This window comes from Streptomyces sp. NPDC031445 (assembly GCF_055581365.1).
Genome location: NZ_JBVIJO010000001.1, coordinates 328,521 through 348,231, shown reverse-complemented (window position 1 = coordinate 348,231; position 19,711 = coordinate 328,521). Strand labels below are relative to the sequence as shown.

12 protein-coding genes are annotated in these 19,711 nt (G+C 69.9%); 4 read left to right on the top strand and 8 right to left on the bottom strand.

Annotated features, from left to right (window positions below):
* Positions 1–159: 159 nt before the first annotated feature.
* The 7 genes from ACZ5DC_RS01340 to ngcE form a co-directional block, all read right to left on the bottom strand.
* Positions 160–1,440, bottom strand: a complete 1,281-nt coding sequence (locus tag ACZ5DC_RS01340; protein WP_468648208.1) for a sugar ABC transporter permease — start codon at positions 1,438–1,440, stop codon at positions 160–162.
* Entirely contained in the window at positions 1,437–2,228 is a 792-nt protein-coding gene (locus ACZ5DC_RS01335; protein ID WP_366748190.1) for an ATP-binding cassette domain-containing protein, read from the bottom strand. The genes ACZ5DC_RS01340 and ACZ5DC_RS01335 overlap by 4 nt, the downstream gene beginning before the upstream one ends.
* A 198-nt stretch (positions 2,229–2,426) precedes the next feature.
* Positions 2,427–3,500 carry a sugar ABC transporter substrate-binding protein gene (locus tag ACZ5DC_RS01330; protein ID WP_468648206.1) on the bottom strand — a complete coding sequence of 358 codons (1,074 nt, stop codon included), beginning with the start codon at positions 3,498–3,500 and terminating at the stop codon, positions 2,427–2,429.
* A 169-nt stretch (positions 3,501–3,669) separates the two neighbouring features.
* Positions 3,670–4,869, bottom strand: coding sequence for an ROK family transcriptional regulator (locus tag ACZ5DC_RS01325; protein ID WP_468648204.1), 1,200 nt, complete (start codon positions 4,867–4,869; stop codon positions 3,670–3,672).
* A 205-nt stretch (positions 4,870–5,074) separates the two neighbouring features.
* A complete protein-coding gene (locus ACZ5DC_RS01320) occupies positions 5,075–6,001 on the bottom strand; it encodes a carbohydrate ABC transporter permease (protein ID WP_468648202.1) in 927 nt (308 codons plus the stop codon).
* 4 nt (positions 6,002–6,005) lie between these two features.
* The gene (locus ACZ5DC_RS01315) at positions 6,006–6,932 is read right to left on the bottom strand and encodes a carbohydrate ABC transporter permease (protein ID WP_468648200.1); all 927 of its coding nucleotides are present in this window, start codon (positions 6,930–6,932) and stop codon (positions 6,006–6,008) included.
* 29 nt (positions 6,933–6,961) lie between these two features.
* A complete protein-coding gene (ngcE, locus tag ACZ5DC_RS01310; protein WP_468648198.1) occupies positions 6,962–8,407 on the bottom strand; it encodes an N-acetylglucosamine/diacetylchitobiose ABC transporter substrate-binding protein in 1,446 nt (481 codons plus the stop codon).
* Positions 8,408–8,749: 342 nt separating this feature from the next.
* On the opposite strand from ngcE, the gene ACZ5DC_RS01305 reads away from it, so the two are divergent.
* The gene (locus tag ACZ5DC_RS01305; RefSeq protein WP_468648196.1) at positions 8,750–12,556 is read left to right on the top strand and encodes a GH92 family glycosyl hydrolase; all 3,807 of its coding nucleotides are present in this window, start codon (positions 8,750–8,752) and stop codon (positions 12,554–12,556) included.
* A gap of 86 nt (positions 12,557–12,642) precedes the next feature.
* Here ACZ5DC_RS01305 and ACZ5DC_RS01300 read toward each other — a convergent pair whose 3' ends face one another.
* The gene (locus tag ACZ5DC_RS01300; RefSeq protein ID WP_468648194.1) at positions 12,643–15,912 is read right to left on the bottom strand and encodes a GH92 family glycosyl hydrolase; all 3,270 of its coding nucleotides are present in this window, start codon (positions 15,910–15,912) and stop codon (positions 12,643–12,645) included.
* An 809-nt stretch (positions 15,913–16,721) separates the two neighbouring features.
* Between ACZ5DC_RS01300 and ACZ5DC_RS01295 the strand changes: the two genes are divergently transcribed.
* Genes ACZ5DC_RS01295 through grpE form a run of 3 tightly spaced genes read left to right on the top strand, consistent with a single transcriptional unit; the run spans position 16,722 to position 19,482 of the window.
* Positions 16,722–17,093 carry a J domain-containing protein gene (locus tag ACZ5DC_RS01295; protein ID WP_468648192.1) on the top strand — a complete coding sequence of 124 codons (372 nt, stop codon included), beginning with the start codon at positions 16,722–16,724 and terminating at the stop codon, positions 17,091–17,093.
* Between the two features lie 35 nt (positions 17,094–17,128).
* On the top strand, positions 17,129–19,030 hold the full coding sequence (gene dnaK, locus ACZ5DC_RS01290) for a molecular chaperone DnaK (protein WP_468648189.1): 1,902 nt from the start codon (positions 17,129–17,131) through the stop codon (positions 19,028–19,030).
* Between the two features lie 2 nt (positions 19,031–19,032).
* On the top strand, positions 19,033–19,482 hold the full coding sequence (gene grpE, locus ACZ5DC_RS01285; protein WP_468648187.1) for a nucleotide exchange factor GrpE: 450 nt from the start codon (positions 19,033–19,035) through the stop codon (positions 19,480–19,482).
* Positions 19,483–19,711 lie beyond the last annotated feature (229 nt).

The window sequence follows — 19,711 nt, the reverse complement described above, 5'->3', positions numbered from 1 at the left end:
GCCGGGCTGGGACGAGTCTAATGTTCCGATCTCACGCCCGATGGCCGGGCGGGGGGTCATGACTCACGCGAACGGCTGTACCCGTGCGGGCGGCCCCGGCACGACCTTGCCCGGCACCGTGGGACGGTGCCGGGCAAGGGCGTGGTGCGTCGGGCGCGCTCAGGCGCGGCCGGCCGACTTCTGGGTCTTGCGGGTGATCGAGTCGATGACGACCGTGGCGAGGAGCACGCCACCGGTGATCATGTACTGGATCGGGGTGGCGATGCCCTGGAGGGCGAGGCCGTACTGGATCGACGTGATCACGAGGACACCGAGCAGCGCGTTCCAGGTGCGGCCCCGGCCGCCGAAGAGGCTGGTGCCGCCGATGACGGCCGCGGCGATGACGTTCATCAGCAGGTCGCCGGAGCCGGCGCTCTGGTTGGCGGCAGCGATCTTCGAGGCCCAGAACAGACCGCCGACCGAGGCGAAGAAGCCCGCGATGGCGAAGACCGAGACGCGCACCAGGGTGACGTTGATACCGGCGCGGCGGGACGCCTCCACGCTGCCGCCGAGGGCGAAGACCTTGCGGCCGTACGCGGTGCGGCGCAGCACGAAGTCGGTGCCGACCAGGACGATCGCGAAGAGCAGCACCGCCAGCGGCAGGCCCTTGTACTGGTTGAACATCACCGCGACGCCGAACGCGGCGACCGCGAGCAGCACGGTGCGCAGCACGATGTCGCTGAGCGGGCGGGACGGGATGCCCGCGAGCGCGCGGCGGCGGTTGCCGAGGAAGGCCGACAGGAAGTACCCGGCGACCGCGACGAGGGCCAGGAGGTAGGCGGCGGCCACGTCCGAGAAGTAGTACGTGGTGAGCTTGCCGACCACGCCGTCGCCGTCGATGTTGATCGTGCCGTTCGAGCCCAGGATCTGGAGCATGAAGCCGTTCCAGAACAGCAGGCCGGCCAGGGTCACCGCGAACGCGGGCGCGCCGATCCGGGCGAAGAAGAAGCCGTGCAGGGCGCCGATGACCGCGCCGGCCGCGAGGGCGGCGAGGACGGCGAGCCACTCGTTGACACCGTGCGTGACGCTCATCACGGCGGTGATCGCCGAGGAGACGCCGGAGACGGAGCCGACGGAGAGGTCGATCTCGCCGAGCAGCAGCACGAAGATGATGCCGACCGACATCATGCCGGTGGCCACCATGGCGACGAAGATGTTGTTGAGGTTCTCCGCGCCGAGGAAGGCGGAGTTCAGGCTCTGGAAGATCGCGCAGATGGCGATGAGGCCGACCACGACGGGCAGGGCGCCGAGGTCGCCGGCGCGCATCTTCCGCTTGAACTCGGTGACGTAGCCGGCGAAGCCCTGCTCGCGCACGAGCAGGCGGGGGTCGACGGCGGGGGCGGCGTCGGCCGCGACGGCGGGCGCGTCGACGGGCTCGGCCTGGGTCTTGTCGATGCTCACTTCTGAGCCTCCGCGGTGGTGCGCGCCGCACGACGGGTCACGGCGTTGTCCGTGGCGCCGGTGATGGCGGAGATGATCTCTTCCTGCGAGGTGGTCTTGACCTCGAACACGCCGTTGTTGCGACCGAGCCGCAGGACGGCGACCTTGTCGGCGACGGCCTTCACGTCGGCCATGTTGTGGCTGATCAGGATGACCGCGAGGCCGCGCTCGCGCAGCCGCTCGACGAGGTCGAGGACCTGGGCGGTCTGCTCGACGCCGAGGGCGGCGGTCGGCTCGTCGAGGATCACCAGCTTGGGCTCGCCGAGCATGGAGCGGGCGATGGCCACGACCTGGCGCTGACCGCCGGAGAGCGAGGCGATCGGGATGCGCACGCTGGGGATGCGGATGGAGAGCGTCTGGAGCAGCTCGCGCGAGCGGCGCTCCATCTCGACCTCGTCCAGGACACCGCGGCGCTTGATCTCACGGCCGAGGAACAGGTTGCCGACGACGTCGATGTTGTCGCACAGGGCGAGGTCCTGGTAGACCGTCGCGATGCCCAGGTTCTGGGCGTCGTGCGGGCGGCTGACCGTGACGGGGCGGCCCTCCCACTCGATGACACCGTCATCGATGGGGTGCACACCCGCGATCGTCTTGACAAGGGTGGACTTGCCGGCGCCGTTGTCGCCGACGAGGGCAACCACCTCTCCGGCGTGGACCTCAAGCTCTACGTCGGTGAGCGCCTGAACGGCACCGAATCGCTTGGAGACCCCGCGCAACGCCAGCACAGGCGTAGCGGACACGTGAACCATCTCCTTCGCCGCCCGAGCCTTACCCCGGCGGGAGGTTGAACATGAAGAGTGAGGGGCGTTCCGTCCGGCGCCCCGCCGTTGTGCTGCGGGGCTGTCGGCGGCGGGGCGCCGGACGTGCCGGCACGGGGCGCGCGGACAGTGGGCGCGCGCCTGCCGTGCAGGCCGGTGGGACCGCCGCCTGGGCGGTCCCGAGGGGTGTTACTTCAGGCCGATCTTGTCGCAGGCGGCCTTGTACTTGGCCGTGCAGATCTGGTCGACCGTGTAGTAACCCTGCTTGATGACCGTGTCCTTGATGTTGTCCTTCGTCAGCGAGACCACCGGGACGATGACGGACGGGATGCCCTTCTCGGTGCCGCTGTCGACGGTGCTGGCACCGAGCGAGCTGTCGACCTTGCCGGTCTTGGCGATGGAGACGGCCATCTTGGCGACGGTCTCGGCCTCCTGCGGGTAGGACTTGAAGACGCTCATGTACTGCTCGTTCGCCACGATGCGCTGCACGCCCGCGAGCTCGGCGTCCTGGCCGGTGACCGGGGGAAGCGTCTTGAGGCCCGCGCCCTTGAGCGCGGTGATGATGCCGCCCGCCATGCCGTCGTTGGCGGAGTAGACGCCGACGATCTTGTCCTTGCCGAGGGCGGAGATGGCGCCCTCCATGTTGGCGTTGGCGTTCTCCGGCTTCCACTCCTTGGTGTCGTACTCCTTGCCGACGTTCACCTTGCCGTCGAGCACCTCGTGGGCGCCCTTCTTGAACTGCGCGGCGTTCGGGTCGGTCACGGAGCCGTTCATCATGACGATCTTGCCGGACTTGGCCTTGCCGCCCAGGGCCTTCAGCAGGGCCTCACCCTGCGTCTTGCCGACCTCGACGTTGTCGAACGAGGTGTAGGCGGAGATGGGGCCCTCGGCGAGGCGGTCGTAGGCGACGACCGGGATGCCCGCGTCCTTGGCCTTCTTCACGCCCTGGGCGACCGCCTTGTAGTCGACCGCGTCGAGGATCAGCACGTCGACCTTCTTGGTGATCATCGTGTCGATCTGCTGCGACTGCAGGGTCGCATCCTGCTTGGCGTTGAGGTAGTCGACCTTGCCCTTGCCGTTCGTCAGATCCTTGATCTGCTTCTCGATGATGGGCTTGTCGAACTTCTCGTAGCGGGCGGTCTGGTTCTCCGGCAGGAGCAGACCGACGGTGATGTCGTCACCCTTGTGGGTGGTCGTCTTCCCGCTGTCGCCGTTGCCGCCGGACTCCTTCGCGCTGCCGCAGGCGGCGAGCGAGACGGTCATTGCGGTGGCACAGAAAGCAAAGGCAGCACGACGCATGCGCTTGTTCACTCTTCAAACCTCCCTGACGAGGCCGCGTCGTTGCGGCCGAGGTGGCTGGAAGTCAACTCGGCCACACGTGCGACGTCAAGAAGTAAATCCTTAACGAGATGGCAACGGTGCCATCCGTTCTCTAAGTGAAGGCAGGAGCAGCCACGGGCAGCGCACCCTCCAAAAGGGCCGAATCGCCCATCTCGCTGAGCGCGAGGGCGAGCGCTCCGAGCACCTCCGCACGGCCGCCAAGTGCCCCGGGGAGAACGGACAGTTGGCGCGCCGCGCTGGGAATGGCGTAGCGGCCGACGGACTCCCTGATCGGCCCGAGCACCAGCTCACCGGCCTCGGCGAGATCACCGCCGAGCACCACCCGGCTCGGGTTCAGCAGATTGCAGAGATTGGCCACCCCGCTTCCGATGTGGCGGCCGACGTCGGCGACCACCCGACGGCAGCCCGGGTCACCGTCCCTGGCCAGGCGTACGACGCCTTCCATCGTCAGGCTGGAGCCGTGGCTGGGCTGGAGCAGCGGGAGCACGTAGCGGGCCGCCGCGAACGTCTCCAGGCAGCCGCGGTTTCCACAGCGGCAGACCGGGCCGGATTCGTCGAGTGTGATGTGCCCGATTTCTCCCGCCGTGCCGCCCGGGCCGCGGTAGATCTTCCCGTCGATCACCAGACCGGCGCCGACACCGCTCGCGACCTTGATGTACGCCAGGTCCCGGACGCCCTTGCCACTGCCCCAGACCAGCTCGCCCAGGGCGCCGAGGTTGGCGTCGTTGTCCACGTGCACCGGCACCCCGAGCCGTTCGCGCAGCTCCTCGGCCGGCTTGGTGCCGCCCCAGCCGGGCAGGATCGCGGTCGAGCCGAGCGTGCCCGACTCGACGTCGATCGGACCCGGCACGCCGAGCCCCACGCCGGCCACCTTGGCCCGGTCCACGCCCGTCGCCTCGATCAGCCGGTTGACCAGCTGTTCCGCCCGGTCGAACCCCTGGTCGGCGGAGGCGTCGACGTCCAGCGGCTCGGCCTCCTCGGCCAGCACCTGATGGGCGAGGTTCCCGACCGCCACCCGGAGGTGGGTGTGCCCGAAGTCGACGCCGATCACGATGCCGGCGTCCCCGCTCAGGCTGACGCTGCGGGCCCGCCGCCCGCCTGCCGACGTGGGCGTGACCTCGACGGTTCCGCCGTCCTTCAGCTCCCGCACGATGTTCGAGACGGTCGCGGCGGACAGCCCGGTCGTCCGCGCGATCTCCGCCTGCGTGAGGGACCCGGCCAGGCGTACGGCCCGGACCACCCGCTCCAGGTTGGCTCGGTGCAGTGACGACTGCGACCCTGGAGTCTCCACGACGACCTCCTGAGCGCGGGGCCGCTTCGGCGAGGCCCCGTGTATGTCCAACTAGTGAACTCTAAGCTGAGCCGTTCGGGGTGACTCCCGTCAAGAGGTTGAACCGTTTCCGGGTACATGGACACGGATGACGCACACCCTCCCGGCGACGGGACGGTGTGCGTCTCAGGACGGCAGCGGGACTGCCCCCGCCGGGTCGGAGCCCCTATTTGAGCGCCCCTGCGGTCAGTCCCTGCACCACCTGGCGCTGGAAGACGATGTACGCCGCGAGCACCGGCAGCATCGCCATGACCAGGCCCGCGAAGAGCCCCGACCAGTCACCCTTGTAGCCCTGGCTGGCCGCCAGCTGGACCAGTCCCTGGGTGAGGACCTTCTTGTCGGGGTCGGTGTTGAGCACCGTGGGCAGCATGTACTGGTTCCACTGGCCCAGGAAGTTGAAGATGCCGACGCTGATCAGACCCGGCTTCGCCATGGGCAGCATGATCTGGAAGAACGTCCGCGCGTGCGAGGCGCCGTCGACGAAGGCCGCTTCCGCCACCGAGGTGGGCAGGGTGCGGAAGAACGCCGTGAGGAAGAAGACCGTGAACGGCAGCGAGTAGGCGATGTAGACCAGGATCAGGCCGTGGATCGTGTTCAGCAGCCCCATGTTGTTGACGACGTAGAACAGCGGGACCAGCGCGAGCATGATCGGGAAGCTCATGCCGCCGACGAACAGGTAGTAGACGAAGCGGTTGCCCGGGAAGTCGAAGCGGGCCAGCACGTACGCCGCCATGGAGCCGAGCACCAGGGTGCCGATCAGCGAGCCGCCGACCACCAGCACGGTGTTCAGGAAGTAGTCGCTCATGTTGGCGTCGGTCCACGCCCGCGCCCAGTTGTCGAAGTGCAGGCTGTCGGGCAGGGACCAGGGCGAACCGAAGATGGAGCTGTCGTCCTTGAAGGACGTCATCACCGCCCACACCAGCGGCAGGACCACCATGATCGCCCAGATGACCAGGATGCCGTGGGAGAAGACGTTGAGGGCGTTGCCCTCCCTCTTCCGCACGGTCGGCCGCCCGGCCGGCGGCACGTCCACCTTGGAGACGCCGGCGCCGGACTCGGCGGGCAGCGGCGCGGGGGTCTCGGTCGTCTTCATCGCTTCAGTACTCCAGCCGCTCGCGACGGCCCAGCCTCATCACGATCGCGGCGAACGCGAGCGTGACGACGAGCAGGGCGACGCCGATGGTGGTGGCGTAGGCGGCCTGACCGTCCCGGAACGCCTTCTGGTACACGTACAGGACCATCACCGTGGTCGAGTAGTCGGGACCGCCCGGTCCGGTCGTCATGATCTGTACGACTGCGAACGACTCGGCGCCGAGCGCGAGGATGCCCATGTACACCCAGCCGGACTGCACGGTGTCCCACAGCAGCGGCAGGGTGACGCGGAAGAAGGTGGTGGAGCGGCCGGCTCCGTCCAGCAGCGCCGCCTCGTAGAGCTCGGCCGGGATCGAGGCCATGCCGGCGGAGAACAGCACCACGAAGAAGCCGACCGTGGACCACACGAGCACCGCCATCACGCACCACAGGGCGAGGCTCGGGTCGCCGAGCCACAGCGGCTGCACGCCGTCGAGGCCGATGCCGCGCAGGAGTGAGTTGATCGCGCCGCTGTCCGGGTTGTAAGCAAAGGCGAACAGCAGCGCGACGATCGCGATCGACAGCACCTGCGGGAAGAAATAGACGATCTTGTAGAAGGAAGAGCCCCGGACCCCGGAGATCACGGGGCCGCCCCTTCTGCGCCGTCCGCCCACATTGATCATGAAGGCGAAGAACAGCGCGAGACCGATCGTCACCACCGGCAGCACCAGAGCGAACAGCAGACTGTGCTCCAGCGACTTCCAGAAGATGTCGTCGTCGAACATCCTCTTGTAGTTGTCGAAGCCGACCATTCGGAATTCGGGGCTGAGGCCCGTCCAGTCCGTGAACGAGTAGTAGATGGACTGGATGAACGGCCACACCACGAAGAGCGCGTACAGTCCGAGGGGCAGTGCCAGAAACCCCACGATGAACCGGTACTTGCCGTGCTGCATCGCCACTCCGGTGCTGTCAGGGTGCTGGATTACTGGTGCTTGTAGTGCTTGATCGAGGTGTCCTTCGCCGCCTCGTCGGCGAAGCCCTGGATCTTCTTGACGGCCTCGGCCGGGGTGAGCCGTCCGGCCATCATCTCGCCGAGACCGGACACGCCGATCTTCTCCTTCTGCAACTGCACGTACCAGTCCTGAAGACGCGGGTTCACCACGTTGGACCCTGCCTTGTCCAGCGCCGCCACGCCCGACTTCAGACCCGGCGTGAGGCTGATGCCGCTGGTGCCTCCGTTGTACGCGGTCAGCGACTTCACCTTGGTGGTGAAGTTCTTCGAGGACGCCTCGGAGAGCATGATGCGCAGCTGCTCCATGCCGCCCTCGGCGTTCTTCGCCTTGGCCGGCACGATGAAGGGCTCACCGCCGGAGGCCCAGATGGTGCCGAACGGCAGCTTGTCGGAGGAGTCGATGCCGGTGGGCGCGGACACGGCGAGGTCGAAGTCGGCCGGGATGACGTTGGCCGACTCGTTCTCCACCCAGGAGCCGTTCGGGATGAACAGTGCCTCGCCCTTGGCCCAGGCGGTCTGGGACTGGATGTGGTCCAGGCCCGGGGTGCCTTTGAGGACGTAGCCCTTCTTGTACAGCTCGTAGTAAGCCTCGAAGCAGGCCTTGACCGCGGGGTGCTTCCAGGCGTTCGGCTCCAGGTTGTCGATGGCGTCGAGGACCTCGCGGCCACCCACCTTGGCGATCATCGGGTAGAGCGAGAAGGGGATGTAGTACGGGTACTTGCCCGCGTACGTCCAGCCCGCCATGCCCTTCTTCTTGGCCTTCGCGCAGACCGCCAGCATCTCGTCCCAGGTCTGCGGGTACTCCGCGTCCAGCGAGTCGAGGGCCTTCTGCGAGTACCAGACGCCGTAGACCGTGTAGGCGTAGTACAGGACCCAGACCGGCTTGCCGTCGAACTGGCCCATCTCCACGATGCCGGGACGCAGCGTGTCGCGGACCTTCTTGCCCGGGTCGTCGTACGACGGCGCGTCCAGCAGCGGGGTGAGGTCCGCCAGCTGGTTCTTGCCGACGAGCACCCCCATGTCCATCTGCTCGGCCCCGGAGTTGTCGATGAGGTCCGGCGGGTTGCCCTGGTTGAAGCGGGGCTGCAGGGTGGACTGGATCTTCTGGGTGGCGGCGAACTTCACCTTGGCCTTGGGGAAGTCCTTCCCGTAGACCTTCACGGCGTCCTGGGCGTATTCCTTGCCGAAGCCGCCGTCGAAGAGGACGAACTCCATGCCCGCGGTGTCGTTGACGCCCAGGGGGTTCTTCGCGGTCTTCTTGCCCGCCTTCGCCTTGTCCTGCCCGTCACCGCCCCCGCTGGCACAGGCGGACAAAAGGCCCATTCCCGGGGCCGCGACCAGACCGAGTGCCGCGGATCGCTTGATCAGATCACGACGGCCTACACCTTCGACGCCGTGGGGCGCAGTGGATCCCATGCTCAAGTCCTCGCCTTCTCCAGGACTCAGGCGGTGAACCGGATCCTCCCCGGCACCGCTGTCGGGTAGTGCTGGGTCGTGCTGGAAACGCCGACAGGTATAGTCCACTTCCCGTCAACTGGGCAAGATCGAATGCAGGGTTCGCGTTGGGTCTTTTCCGAGTTGAGACCTCGCGGAAATATGAAGGCCCGCGCAGCGGCCCGCCGGAAAAAGTCGCGACATAACTCCCTGAATGCCACAGCCAACACCCTTGACATCGCGGGCCACTTGACCACCTACTGGTTCCTGCGCCCCGTAGTTGACAACGTTGTCCGGAGGGGGCGCAGGAGGGGAAATCGGTAGATGCAGCGGAGAACGCGGCACAGATGGGGCCCGGCGGCCGTCCTCACGGCCGCCTTTGTCATGGCCGTCGGCGCGCAGGGCGCGGCGGTCGCCCTGCCCGCCAAGGCCCAGGCGCCCGACCGGGAGTTCGCATCCTCGTTCGAGGCGGGCGACCCGGCGCCGGACTGGCTGAACACCGTCGACACCGGACGGGACGGGACCAAGCGCGCCTCGGGCGTCGACGGCGGCTACAGCACGGGCATCCCGGGCAATGTCACCGACCATGTCACCGAGGTCCGGGCCAGCGGCGAGAACGCGGGCGCCGGCGAGGTCAAGGAGAACCTCGTCGACGGCGAGCCCGGCACCAAGTGGCTGACCTTCGAACCCACCGGCTGGGTGGAGTTCGACCTGGACAAGCCCGTGAAGATAACGACGTACGCGCTCACCTCGGCCAACGACTTCGACGAGCGCGACCCCGCGGACTGGACCCTGAAGGGCTCCACCGACGGCAAGGACTGGAAGACGGTCGACACCCGCTCGGGCGAGGACTTCGCCGAGCGCTTCCAGACGAAGTCCTACGACCTCGCCGAGCCGGCCGAGTACCAGCACTTCCGGCTGGAGGTGACGAAGAACGCCGGCGCTTCGGGCATCCTCCAACTCGCCGACGTGCAGTTCTCCACCGGCAACGACGGCGGCAGCCCGGTGCCGCAGGACATGCTGACCCTGGTCGACAAGGGCCCGAGCGGCTCCCCGACCGCCAAGGCGCGGGCCGGGTTCACCGGGAAGCGCGCCCTGCGCTACGCCGGCCGGCACACGGCGGCCGGCCGGGCCTACTCGTACAACAAGGTCTTCGACGTGAACGTGAAGGTGGGCGGCGACACCCAGCTGTCGTACCGCGTCTTCCCGTCGATGGCCGACGGCGACCGCGACTACGACGCCACCAACGTCTCCGTCGACCTGGCCTTCACCGACGGCACCTATCTGAGCGGCCTGGGCGCGCTGGACCAGCACGGCTTCCCGCTCACCCCGCGCGGGCAGGGCGCGTCGAAGGCCCTGTACGTCAACCAGTGGAACAACGTGTCCGCGCGGATCGGCTCGGTCGCGGCCGGCAAGACCGTCGACCGGATCCTGGTGGCGTACGACTCCCCCGCCGGCCCGGCGAAGTTCCGCGGCTGGCTGGACGACGTGGCCCTGAAGCCGGTCGCGCCCGAGAAGCCGAAGGCGCACCTGTCGGACTACGCGCTGACCACCCGCGGCACCAACTCCAGCGGCAGCTTCTCGCGCGGCAACAACTTCCCGGCGACGGCCCTGCCGCACGGCTTCAACTTCTGGACCCCGGTGACCAACGCCTCCTCGCTGAGCTGGCTGTACGAGTACGCGCGGGCGAACAACGCGGACAACCTGCCGACGATCCAGGCGTTCAGCGCGAGCCATGAGCCGAGCCCCTGGATGGGCGACCGGCAGACCTTCCAGCTGATGCCGTCGGCCGCGTCCGGCACCCCGGACACCGGCCGCGAGGCGCGGGAACTGCCCTTCCGGCACGAGAACGAGACGGCTCGGCCGTACTACTACGGCGTCCGCTTCGAGAACGGCCTCAAGGCCGAGATGGCCCCGACCGACCACGCGGCCGCCCTCCGCTTCACCTATCCCGGTGACGACGCGAGCGTGCTGTTCGACAACGTCACCGAGCAGGCCGGACTCACGCTGGACAAGGAGCACGGGACCGTCACCGGCTACTCCGACGTGAAGTCGGGCCTGTCGACGGGCGCGACCCGGCTGTTCGTGTACGGCGAGTTCGACAAGCCGGTCACCGACGGCGGCTCCAGCGGGGTGAAGGGCTTCCTGCGCTTCGACGCGGGCGCCGACCGTACCGTCACCCTGCGCCTGGCGACCTCGCTCATCAGCGTGGACCAGGCGAAGGACAACCTGCGCCAGGAGATTCCGGACGGCACCTCCTTCGACACGGTCAAGGACCACGCGCAGCGGGTCTGGGACAAGCTGCTCGGCAAGGTCGAGGTGGAGGGCGCGACCCCGGACCAGCTCACCACGCTGTACTCGAGCATGTACCGGCTGTACCTGTACCCCAACTCGGGCTTCGAGCGGGTCGACGGCAAGGACCGGTACGCCTCGCCGTTCTCCGCGATGCCGGGCCCGGACACCCCGACGCACACCGGCGCGAAGATCGTCGACGGCAAGGTGTACGTCAACAACGGCTTCTGGGACACCTACCGGACCACCTGGCCGGCGTACTCGTTCCTCACGCCGTCCCAGGCGGGCGAGATGGTCGACGGGTTCGTGCAGCAGTACAAGGACGGCGGCTGGACCTCCCGCTGGTCCTCCCCCGGTTACGCCGACCTGATGACCGGCACCTCCTCGGACGTGGCCTTCGCCGACGCCTACGTCAAGGGCGTGAAGTTCGACGCGAAGGCGGCGTACGACGCGGCCGTGAAGAACGCGACCGTCGTCCCGCCGATGTCGGGCGTGGGCCGCAAGGGCATGTCCACCTCGCCCTTCCTCGGCTACACCTCGACCGACACCCACGAGGGCCTGTCGTGGGCGATGGAGGGCTACGTCAACGACTACGGCATCGCGAAGATGGGCGAGGCGCTCTACAAGAAGACCGGCGAGAAGCACTACCAGGAGGAGTCGGAGTACTTCCTCAACCGGGCCCGCGACTACGTGAACCTGTTCGACGCCAAGGCCGGCTTCTTCCAGGGCCGCGACGCCAAGGGCGACTGGCGCGTGGACTCCGCGAAGTACGACCCGCGCGTGTGGGGCTACGACTACACGGAGACCAACGGCTGGGGCTACGCCTTCACCGCCCCGCAGGACAGCCGCGGCCTGGCCAACCTCTACGGCGGCCGGCAGGGCCTGGCCGACAAGCTGGACGAGTACTTCGCCACCCCGGAGACGGCCTCCCCCGACCTCGTCGGCTCCTACGGCGGTGTCATCCACGAGATGACCGAGGCGCGGGACGTCCGGATGGGCATGTACGGCCACTCCAACCAGGTCGCGCACCACGTCATCTACATGTACGACGCGGCCGGCCAGCCGTGGAAGGCGCAGGCGAACGTCCGCGAGGCGCTGTCCCGGCTGTACACCGGCAGCGAGATCGGGCAGGGCTACCACGGCGACGAGGACAACGGCGAGCAGTCCGCCTGGTACCTCTTCTCCGCGCTCGGCTTCTACCCGCTGGTGATGGGCGGCGGCGAGTACGCCATCGGCTCCCCGCTGTTCAAGAAGGTCACCGTGCACCTGGAGAACGGCCGGGACCTGGTGGTACGTGCGCCGGGGAACAGCGCGAAGAACGTCTACGTCCAGGGCGTCATGTTCAACGGCCGCCCCTGGAAGTCGACGTCGCTGCCGCACTCGCTGCTGTCCAAGGGCGGGGTGCTGGACTTCTTCATGGGCTCCAAGCCGTCGGCGTGGGGCACCGGGAAGGACGCGGCGCCGGCCTCGGTCACCCAGGACGACAAGGTGCCGACGCCCCGCGCGGACGTGCTGAAGGGTGACGGCCCGCTCTTCGACGACACCTCGGCGACGAGCGCGACGCTCACCTCGGCCGACCTCCCGGCCAAGGCCGGTGCACGGCCGGTCCAGTACACGCTGACCTCGGGAGCCGACCACACGAAGGCGCCGGCCGGCTGGACCCTGGAGGGCTCCACCGACGGCACGACCTGGCGGACCCTGGACCACCGCTCCGGGGAATCGTTCACCTGGGACCGCCAGACCCGCGCCTTCACCATCGCCGCACCGGGCGCCTACACGAAGTACCGCCTGGTCCTGGACGGCGAGTCGACCCTGGCGGAGGTGGAACTGCTGGGCTGACCGGGGACACCGGAAGAGGGGGCGGGCCCGGATGGGCCCGCCCCCGTGCCGTGTCCGCGCCCGGCCGGTGCGCTCAGCCTGTGCGCTCAGCGCGTGGCGAGGGCGAACACGTGCAGGTCCGTGTCGCGCGGGAGCGTGACGCTCTTGATCTGCTTGCCCGTCGGGGCCTGGTACGGCTTGGTGGCGAAGACGTACGTGGCCACCGGGTCCTTGTCCGCGCCGGCGACGTTGCGGTACGCGGTCTTCGCGACGACCTCGTTGCCGTACTGGACGGAGCCCCCGCCGCCGCCCACGGTCCAGTCGGTGAAGGACAGGTCGACGGTGCCGGTGGTGCCGTCGGTGTAGGCGACGGTCGCCTTGGTCTGCTGGTTGCCGTTGACGGCGCTGCCGATGAAGGACAGCTCGTCCGCCGGGCTGTCCAGCAGGATGGTCTGGCCGGACGCCGAGGCGTTGTCCGGGCGGCCGGCGGGCGAGGCGGGCCAGGTGAAGGCGAGACCGCCGACCGTGGCCTGCTTGCCCGGGGCGAGGCCGGCCGCCGCGAGGGCCTGCCGGGAGTAGCTCCAGCCGCCACCGTCGTAGTCGGCCTCGTCGTGGTCGCCGTCGTCGTCGGAGACGCCGGTGCTGTTGTAGGCGGCGAGCAGGGTGCCCGGGGCCGCCACGGTGAGCGCCACCGGCTGCTCGTAGGAGGAGTCGCCCGAGGTCACCGTGACCCGGACGTCGGCGAAGCCCTGCCCCGCGTCCCGGGCCGCCGTGAGCGTGATCTCCTGGGCGCCGTCGGTGACCTTGCCCTCGGCGGGCGTGGCCGTCACCCCAGCCGGGGTCTCCACCCGGAAGCGGACCTCGGGGCCGGTGCCGCCGGTCAGCGACAGCGCACGGATGCCGATCTTCGTGCTGTCACCGGGGGCGAGGGTGGCCGTGGTGGGCCCGACGCCGATCTGGTACGGCTGCTCGCCCTGCCGGAAGGACGGCGGCGGGCTGCCGACGCCCCAGTTCCGGTCCGGGGTAGCGGACAGCGTGTAGTCGAGCCGGCCGCCGTCGCGGACGAAGGACGCGGGCAGCCACGGCCGGTCGCTGCTGCGGCCGTTCACCTTCAGGGACCGGACGTACGGCGCGTCGGCCGCCGCCCCCGTGGCGCGGACGGAGATGTCGTTGCCGTGCGGCCGGTCGATCTCGATCCGCTCGAACAGCGGTGAGGCGAGGACGAGTTCGGCGCGCGACGGCACCTGCGGGTACATGCCGAGGGCCGAGAAGACGTACCAGGCGGACATCGCGCCGAGGTCGTCGTTGCCCGGGATGCCGCCGGGCTCGGTGGACCACAGCTGCCGCATCGCCGCGCGGACGGTCTGCTGCGCCTTGTAGGGGGCGCCGGCGTAGTCGTACAGGTAGGGGACGTTGATCGAGGGTTCGTTGTCCAGTTCGGACTTGGTGCCGCCGTTGCCGGTGAAGGCCCAGCCGCCGTCGGCGTCGTGGAAGAAGTCGTCCAGCCGGGCGAGCGCCTTGTCCCGGCCGCCCAGCGCCGCGAAGAGGCCCGCCGGGTCGTGCGGGACCATCCAGGTGTACTGGGCGGCCGTGCCCTCGACGAAGCCGTTGCCGGTGTCCGGGGTGAAGCCGGTGACCCAGCTGCCGTCGGCCTTGCGGCCCGCGATGTAGCCGCCGTCCGGCGCGGCGGCGACGTTGAAGTTGTTCTGCCACCACTGGGCGCGCCGGGCGAAGGTGTCCGCCGTGCCCTTCTCCCCGGCGGCTCGGGCCAGCTGAGAGATCGCGAAGTCCGCGGTGGACATCTCCAGGGTCTCGGCGGCCCCGCCCCAGGCGTTGGACACGCTCGGCATATAGTGCAACTCGAGGTACTTGTCGAGGGAGGGGCGCTGGCCCGCCGACAGCACGGGCTTGCCGGCCGGGGACAGGTCCTGCGGGGTCGGGACGGTGGCCGCCCGCACGAGGGACCCCAGGGCTCCTTCGAGGTCGAAGTCGGTGCCGCCGAAGGCGTGGATGCCGGCGAGCGCGGTCGGCGAGGGGTCGCCGTTCATGACGTGGGTGCCGCTCGCGCCGTGCAGCCAGCGGTCCCAGACACCGCCGTTCTGCCGGGCCAGCTCGTACAGGGACTGCGCGATGTCCGAGCCCGTGCGCGGGTCGAGCAGTGTCAGCAGCTGGACCTGGTCGCGGTAGACGTCCCAGCCGGAGAAGGTGCCGTACTGGGCGTGCCGGCGACGGTCGACCCTGTGCACACGGCCGTCGGCGCCCCGGTACCTGCCGTCGGCGTCGCTGATGACGTTGGGGTGCAGCAGCGCGTGGTAGAGCGCGGTGTAGAAGGTGGTGCGGTCGGCGTCCGTGCCGCCGCCGACCCGGATGGCTCCGAGCCGCTCCCGCCAGGCCCGCCGGGCCGCCTGGTGGACCGCGTCGAAGGACCGGCCGGGCGGGTTCTCGGCGGCCAGGTTGGCGGCGGCGGCCTCCCGGCTGACGTAGGAGATGCCGACCTTGACGTTGACCGGGCCGTCTCCGGGCGCGAACTCGACGTAGCCGCCCGCGCCCTTGCCGGCGACCGGCCGCCCGCCGTGCGAGAAGCCGCCGGTGCCGCCGGACGCCTCGCGCGAGCCGGGGTCGAGCCGGTCGTCGTGCCAGGTGCCGGTGGCCTGGAAGGCGCGGTCGAAGCGGGCCGTGAAGTAGAGGGTGTAGTAGGAGCGTTGGCCCTCGGGGTCGAGGTAGCCGCAGAAGTTGCCGGAGGTGACCGAGCCGGAGATGGTCCGGGTGTCCGGGTCGATCGTGACCGTCGAGTCCTCCGAGCCGACCTCGGAGTTGGCGGTGCGCACGAGCAGGGAGGCGGGCTTGCCCGCCGGGTAGGTGAAGCGGGCCGAGCCGGTGCGCGCGGTGGCGGTGAGGTCGGCGGTGACGCCGGAGGCCAGGCCGACCTCGTAGTGGCCGGGTTCGGCGGTCTCGTCGGCGTGCCGGAAGTCGGAGGCGTAGACGGCGTCCTTGGTGTCGCTCGCCGGGGAGGAGGTGACCTCGCCGGCGTACGGGAAGAACGGGATGTCCCCGCTGCCGCCGGCGCAGCCGGTGCCGGACATGTGGGTGAGGCTGAAGCCGCGGATGCGGGTGGCGTCGTACTGGTAGCCGCCCGGCGCCGCGGTTCTCGTGGCGTCGCCGCGCGTGTTCTCCGGGCTCCAGGAGAGCATGCCGAACGGCACGACGGCGCCCGGGAAGACGTCGCCGCCGTTCCTGGTGCCGATCAGCGGATCGACGTACGGGGTCGGGTCCTTGACGAGGCCGGGGGGCGCGGTGGTCGCCGCCAGGGCGGGAGTCGCGGTGCCGGCGGTCGCGAGGAGCGCGGACAGCAGCAGGGAAGCGGGTCTGAAACGCATGACGCGGCCCTTCCTCCTAACGGACGGGTCGCGCACCACAGGTCGCACAAGCCGCAGGGACAGTAACGTGCGCCACCCGTACCACGGAAGACCGCGTGCGCGCCGGGAGGCGTACGCCCTCATCACCCGGCCGGCCCAGCCAAGTGGGTTGACATCGTTGTCGGTTGAGGCGGTAGAGTCATGAGCACGACGACTGACAACGATGTCGCACGCCATCTCGCCGCACAAGCCACGCGGTTTCAGGTCATTCCCCTCCGGACAGGCAGCCCACCCCCTCGCCTGCCCGGCTCGCGGACCCGGTGCGTATGCCACCGGGTCCGCCCAGAGCGCGCCGCCGTGTTCCCGTGGCCGGCGCAGCACCGGTAGCCGGCCCTGGGCCCGCCCTTCGCCGCCCGGCTCCGTGGCACACCCGAGGCGACGCCGCCCTCGATCCGGCCGGACTCGCGCTCATGGACCTGCCGGTCCCCTCGTGACCGGACGTGGCGATCAAGGACGCGCGAAACCACCCCGACCGGTGGCGCCCGCCGCCGGGTGCCGGAGTGCCGCCCGCGACGGCCGCGCCCAGCGGGCGAGTGGCGGCATCCGCGCGGACGGGACTTCGTGGTGCTGCGGAGTGGGTACCCGGCCGTTCGACGGCGACCGCCGCCCAAGCAGGCCGGCGAGCCGCTCGGCGGCCTGCGGCGACGGAGGGTACCGGAGCGGCCGGTCCGGCTTCGGTGACAGGCCACCCTTGACATGAGTCAACTCAAGTTTTATCCCGATTGATAGGCAATTCGGTTTGAAACGCGCAGCTCGCGGTGGGTGAGGAGGTGACCCGCACGGTGGAGCTGGACCTGTACGCGGTGCTCGGTGTGGCGCCCTCCGCCCCGGCCGAGGCGATCACCTCCGCCTTCCGCCGCAGAGCGTGGGAACTGCGGCCGGACACCCGGGTGGACGCGGTCACCGCGGCCCGGTTCGCCGAGGTGCGCACGGCGTACGAGACGCTCCGGGACCCGGTGCGGCGCGCGGCCTACGACCGGGCGTACGAGCGGTCGTCCCGGCGGCGGCACCGCGCCCCGTCCGGCGCCGCCGCGGCGAGCCCGCCGGCCCGCCTCCGGTACCTCCTGGTACCGGGCGGCACGGCTGCCGAGCCGCCGCTGCGCGCGGGACCGGTGCACTGGGAACCCGGCGAACGGCCGTAGGGCACAGGAGCCGACGAACAAGAGGGAGCACGCAGATGGCGCGTCCGGTCGGAATCGATCTCGGTACGACGAACTCGGTGGTCTCCGTCCTGGAGGGCGGCGAGCCCACCGTGATCACCAACACGGAGGGCGCACGAACCACGCCGTCGGTCGTCGCGTTCGCCAAGAACGGCGAGGTGCTGGTCGGCGAGGTCGCCAAACGGCAGGCCGTGACGAACGTGGAGCGCACCGCGCGCTCGGTCAAGCGGCACATGGGGGATCATGCGTGGCGGTTCCCCGACCAGGGGGACGTCGACGGCAAGCGGTACACCGCGCAGGAGATCTCCGCGCGCGTGCTGCAGAAGCTGAAGCGGGACGCGGAGGCGTACCTCGGCGAGGACGTCACCGACGCGGTGATCACCGTGCCCGCGTACTTCGACGACGCCCAGCGCCAGGCGACCAAGGAGGCCGGTGAGATCGCGGGCCTGAACGTCCTGCGGATCATCAACGAGCCGACGGCGGCGGCGCTGGCGTACGGGCTGGACAAGGAGAACGACCAGACGGTCCTCGTCTTCGACCTGGGCGGCGGCACCTTCGACGTGTCGCTGCTGGAGATGGGCGAGGGCGTGATCGAGGTGAAGGCCACCAACGGCGACACGCGTCTCGGCGGCGACGACTGGGACCAGCGGGTCGTGGACCACCTGGTCACGCAGTTCAGGAACAACTACGGCGTGGACCTGGCCAAGGACAAGATGGCCGTGCAGCGGCTGCGGGAGGCGGCGGAGCGGGCGAAGATCGAGCTGTCGTCGTCCAGTGAGACCTCGATCAACCTGCCGTACATCACCGCGTCCGCGGAGGGCCCGCTGCACCTGGACGAGAAGCTCACCCGGGCCCAGTTCCAGCAGCTGACCGCGGATCTGCTGGAGCGCTGCAAGGCGCCGTTCCACAACGCGATCAAGGACGCCGGGATCAAGGTGTCCGACATCGACCACGTGGTCCTGGTGGGCGGTTCGACGCGGATGCCGGCCGTGACCGAGCTGGTGAAGGAGCTGACCGGCAAGGAGCCGCACAAGGGCGTGAACCCGGACGAGGTGGTGGCCGTCGGCGCCAGCCTCCAGGCCGGTGTGCTCAAGGGCGAGGTCAAGGACGTCCTGCTGCTCGACGTCACCCCGCTGTCCCTCGGCATCGAGACCAAGGGCGGCATCATGACCAAGCTGATCGAGCGGAACACGACCATCCCGACCCGGCGTGCGGAGATCTTCACGACGGCCGAGGACAACCAGCCCTCGGTGACCGTGCAGGTCTACCAGGGCGAACGGGAGATCGCCGCGTACAACAAGAAGCTCGGCATGTTCGAGCTCAGCGGCATCGCGCCCGCCCCGCGCGGGGTGCCGCAGGTCGAGGTGGCCTTCGACATCGACGCCAACGGCATCATGCACGTCTCGGCGAAGGACCTCGGCACCGGCAAGGAGCAGAAGATGACCGTCACCGGCGGTTCGGCGCTGCCCCGCGACGACATCGACCGGATGGTCCGGGAGGCGGAGCAGCACGCGGAGGAGGACCGCGAGCGGCGGGAGGCGGCGGAGACGCGCAACCAGGCCGAGCAGCTCGTCTACTCCACCGAGAAGCTGATCAGGGAGAACGGCGACAAGATCCCGGCGGACGCGAAGTCCGAGACGGAGACGGCGCTGGCCGAGCTGAAGGAGAAGCTGAAGTCGCAGGACACGGCGGGCATCCGGCAGGCCCTGGACCATGCCGCGCAGGCCGCGCAGAAGATCGGTACGGCGCTGTACGAGCGGTCGCGCAGCGAGCAGGCCGCGCAGAGCGGGGAGGCGGGCCAGGGCGGCCAGGCCGGTGCGGGTGCCGGTGCCGGTGCCGGTGGTGCGACGGGTTCCGGCGGGGACGACGAGGTGGTGGACGCCGAGATCGTCGACGACGACAAGCCGGAGGCGGGCTGACGATGGACGGGGCGCGGACGCGGAGCTCGGACGAGGTGGAGCGCCTGCTGCGGGAGCGCACCGCCGATCTCCAGCGGGTGAAGGCGGAGTACGACAACTACCGCAAGCGGGTGCGGCGGGACCGCATGGCCGTGCGGGAGATCGCCGTGGCCAACGTGCTGACGGCCCTCCTGCCGGTGGTCGACGCCGTGGACCGGACGTGCGCGCACGAGCCGCTGACCCCCGGCCTGAAGGACATCGCCGACACCCTGCGGACCCAGCTGGGCTCGCTGGGGCTGCAGACGTTCGGGGAGGAGGGCGAGCCGTTCGACCCGGCGTGCCACGAGGCGATCGCGCACCAGGCGGCGCCGGGCGCGCGGCGGCTGGTCTGCGCGGAGATCCTGCACCCCGGCTACCGCATCGGCGACCGCCTCCTGCGCCCCGCCCGCGTGACGGTGACGGGACCGCCGTGAGCCCGGGGGCGGGGGCGGTGACCCCGGGGGGCGGGCGAGGGGGCTCTGAGGAGCGGAGGCTTTCCGGGTGAGCACCGAGCCGCCGCGACCGTCCACCCCGGCGTCCGGCCCGACCCGCGCCCCACGCACCCGGACCGGAAACCGCCCGCAGAGCCACCGCCGCCAGGCGCGGACGCGCGCCGCCCGGACGGTGTCGCCGGCGCAGGTGAGGTGCCGTACCGGTCGCCCA

Bases quoted from the DNA above. Each gene is read 5' to 3' on its own strand.
- ACZ5DC_RS01335 (WP_366748190.1), bottom strand. From the start codon at position 2,228: ATGGTTCACGTGTCCGCTACGCCTGTGCTGGCGTTGCGCGGGGTCTCC.
- ACZ5DC_RS01330 (WP_468648206.1), bottom strand. From the start codon at position 3,500: ATGACCGTCTCGCTCGCCGCCTGCGGCAGCGCGAAGGAGTCCGGCGGC.
- ACZ5DC_RS01320 (WP_468648202.1), bottom strand. From the start codon at position 6,001: ATGAAGACGACCGAGACCCCCGCGCCGCTGCCCGCCGAGTCCGGCGCC.
- ACZ5DC_RS01315 (WP_468648200.1), bottom strand. From the start codon at position 6,932: ATGCAGCACGGCAAGTACCGGTTCATCGTGGGGTTTCTGGCACTGCCC.
- ngcE (WP_468648198.1), bottom strand. From the start codon at position 8,407: ATGGGATCCACTGCGCCCCACGGCGTCGAAGGTGTAGGCCGTCGTGAT.
- ACZ5DC_RS01305 (WP_468648196.1), top strand. From the start codon at position 8,750: ATGCAGCGGAGAACGCGGCACAGATGGGGCCCGGCGGCCGTCCTCACG.
- ACZ5DC_RS01300 (WP_468648194.1), bottom strand. From the start codon at position 15,912: ATGCGTTTCAGACCCGCTTCCCTGCTGCTGTCCGCGCTCCTCGCGACC.
- dnaK (WP_468648189.1), top strand. From the start codon at position 17,129: ATGGCGCGTCCGGTCGGAATCGATCTCGGTACGACGAACTCGGTGGTC.
- grpE (WP_468648187.1), top strand. From the start codon at position 19,033: ATGGACGGGGCGCGGACGCGGAGCTCGGACGAGGTGGAGCGCCTGCTG.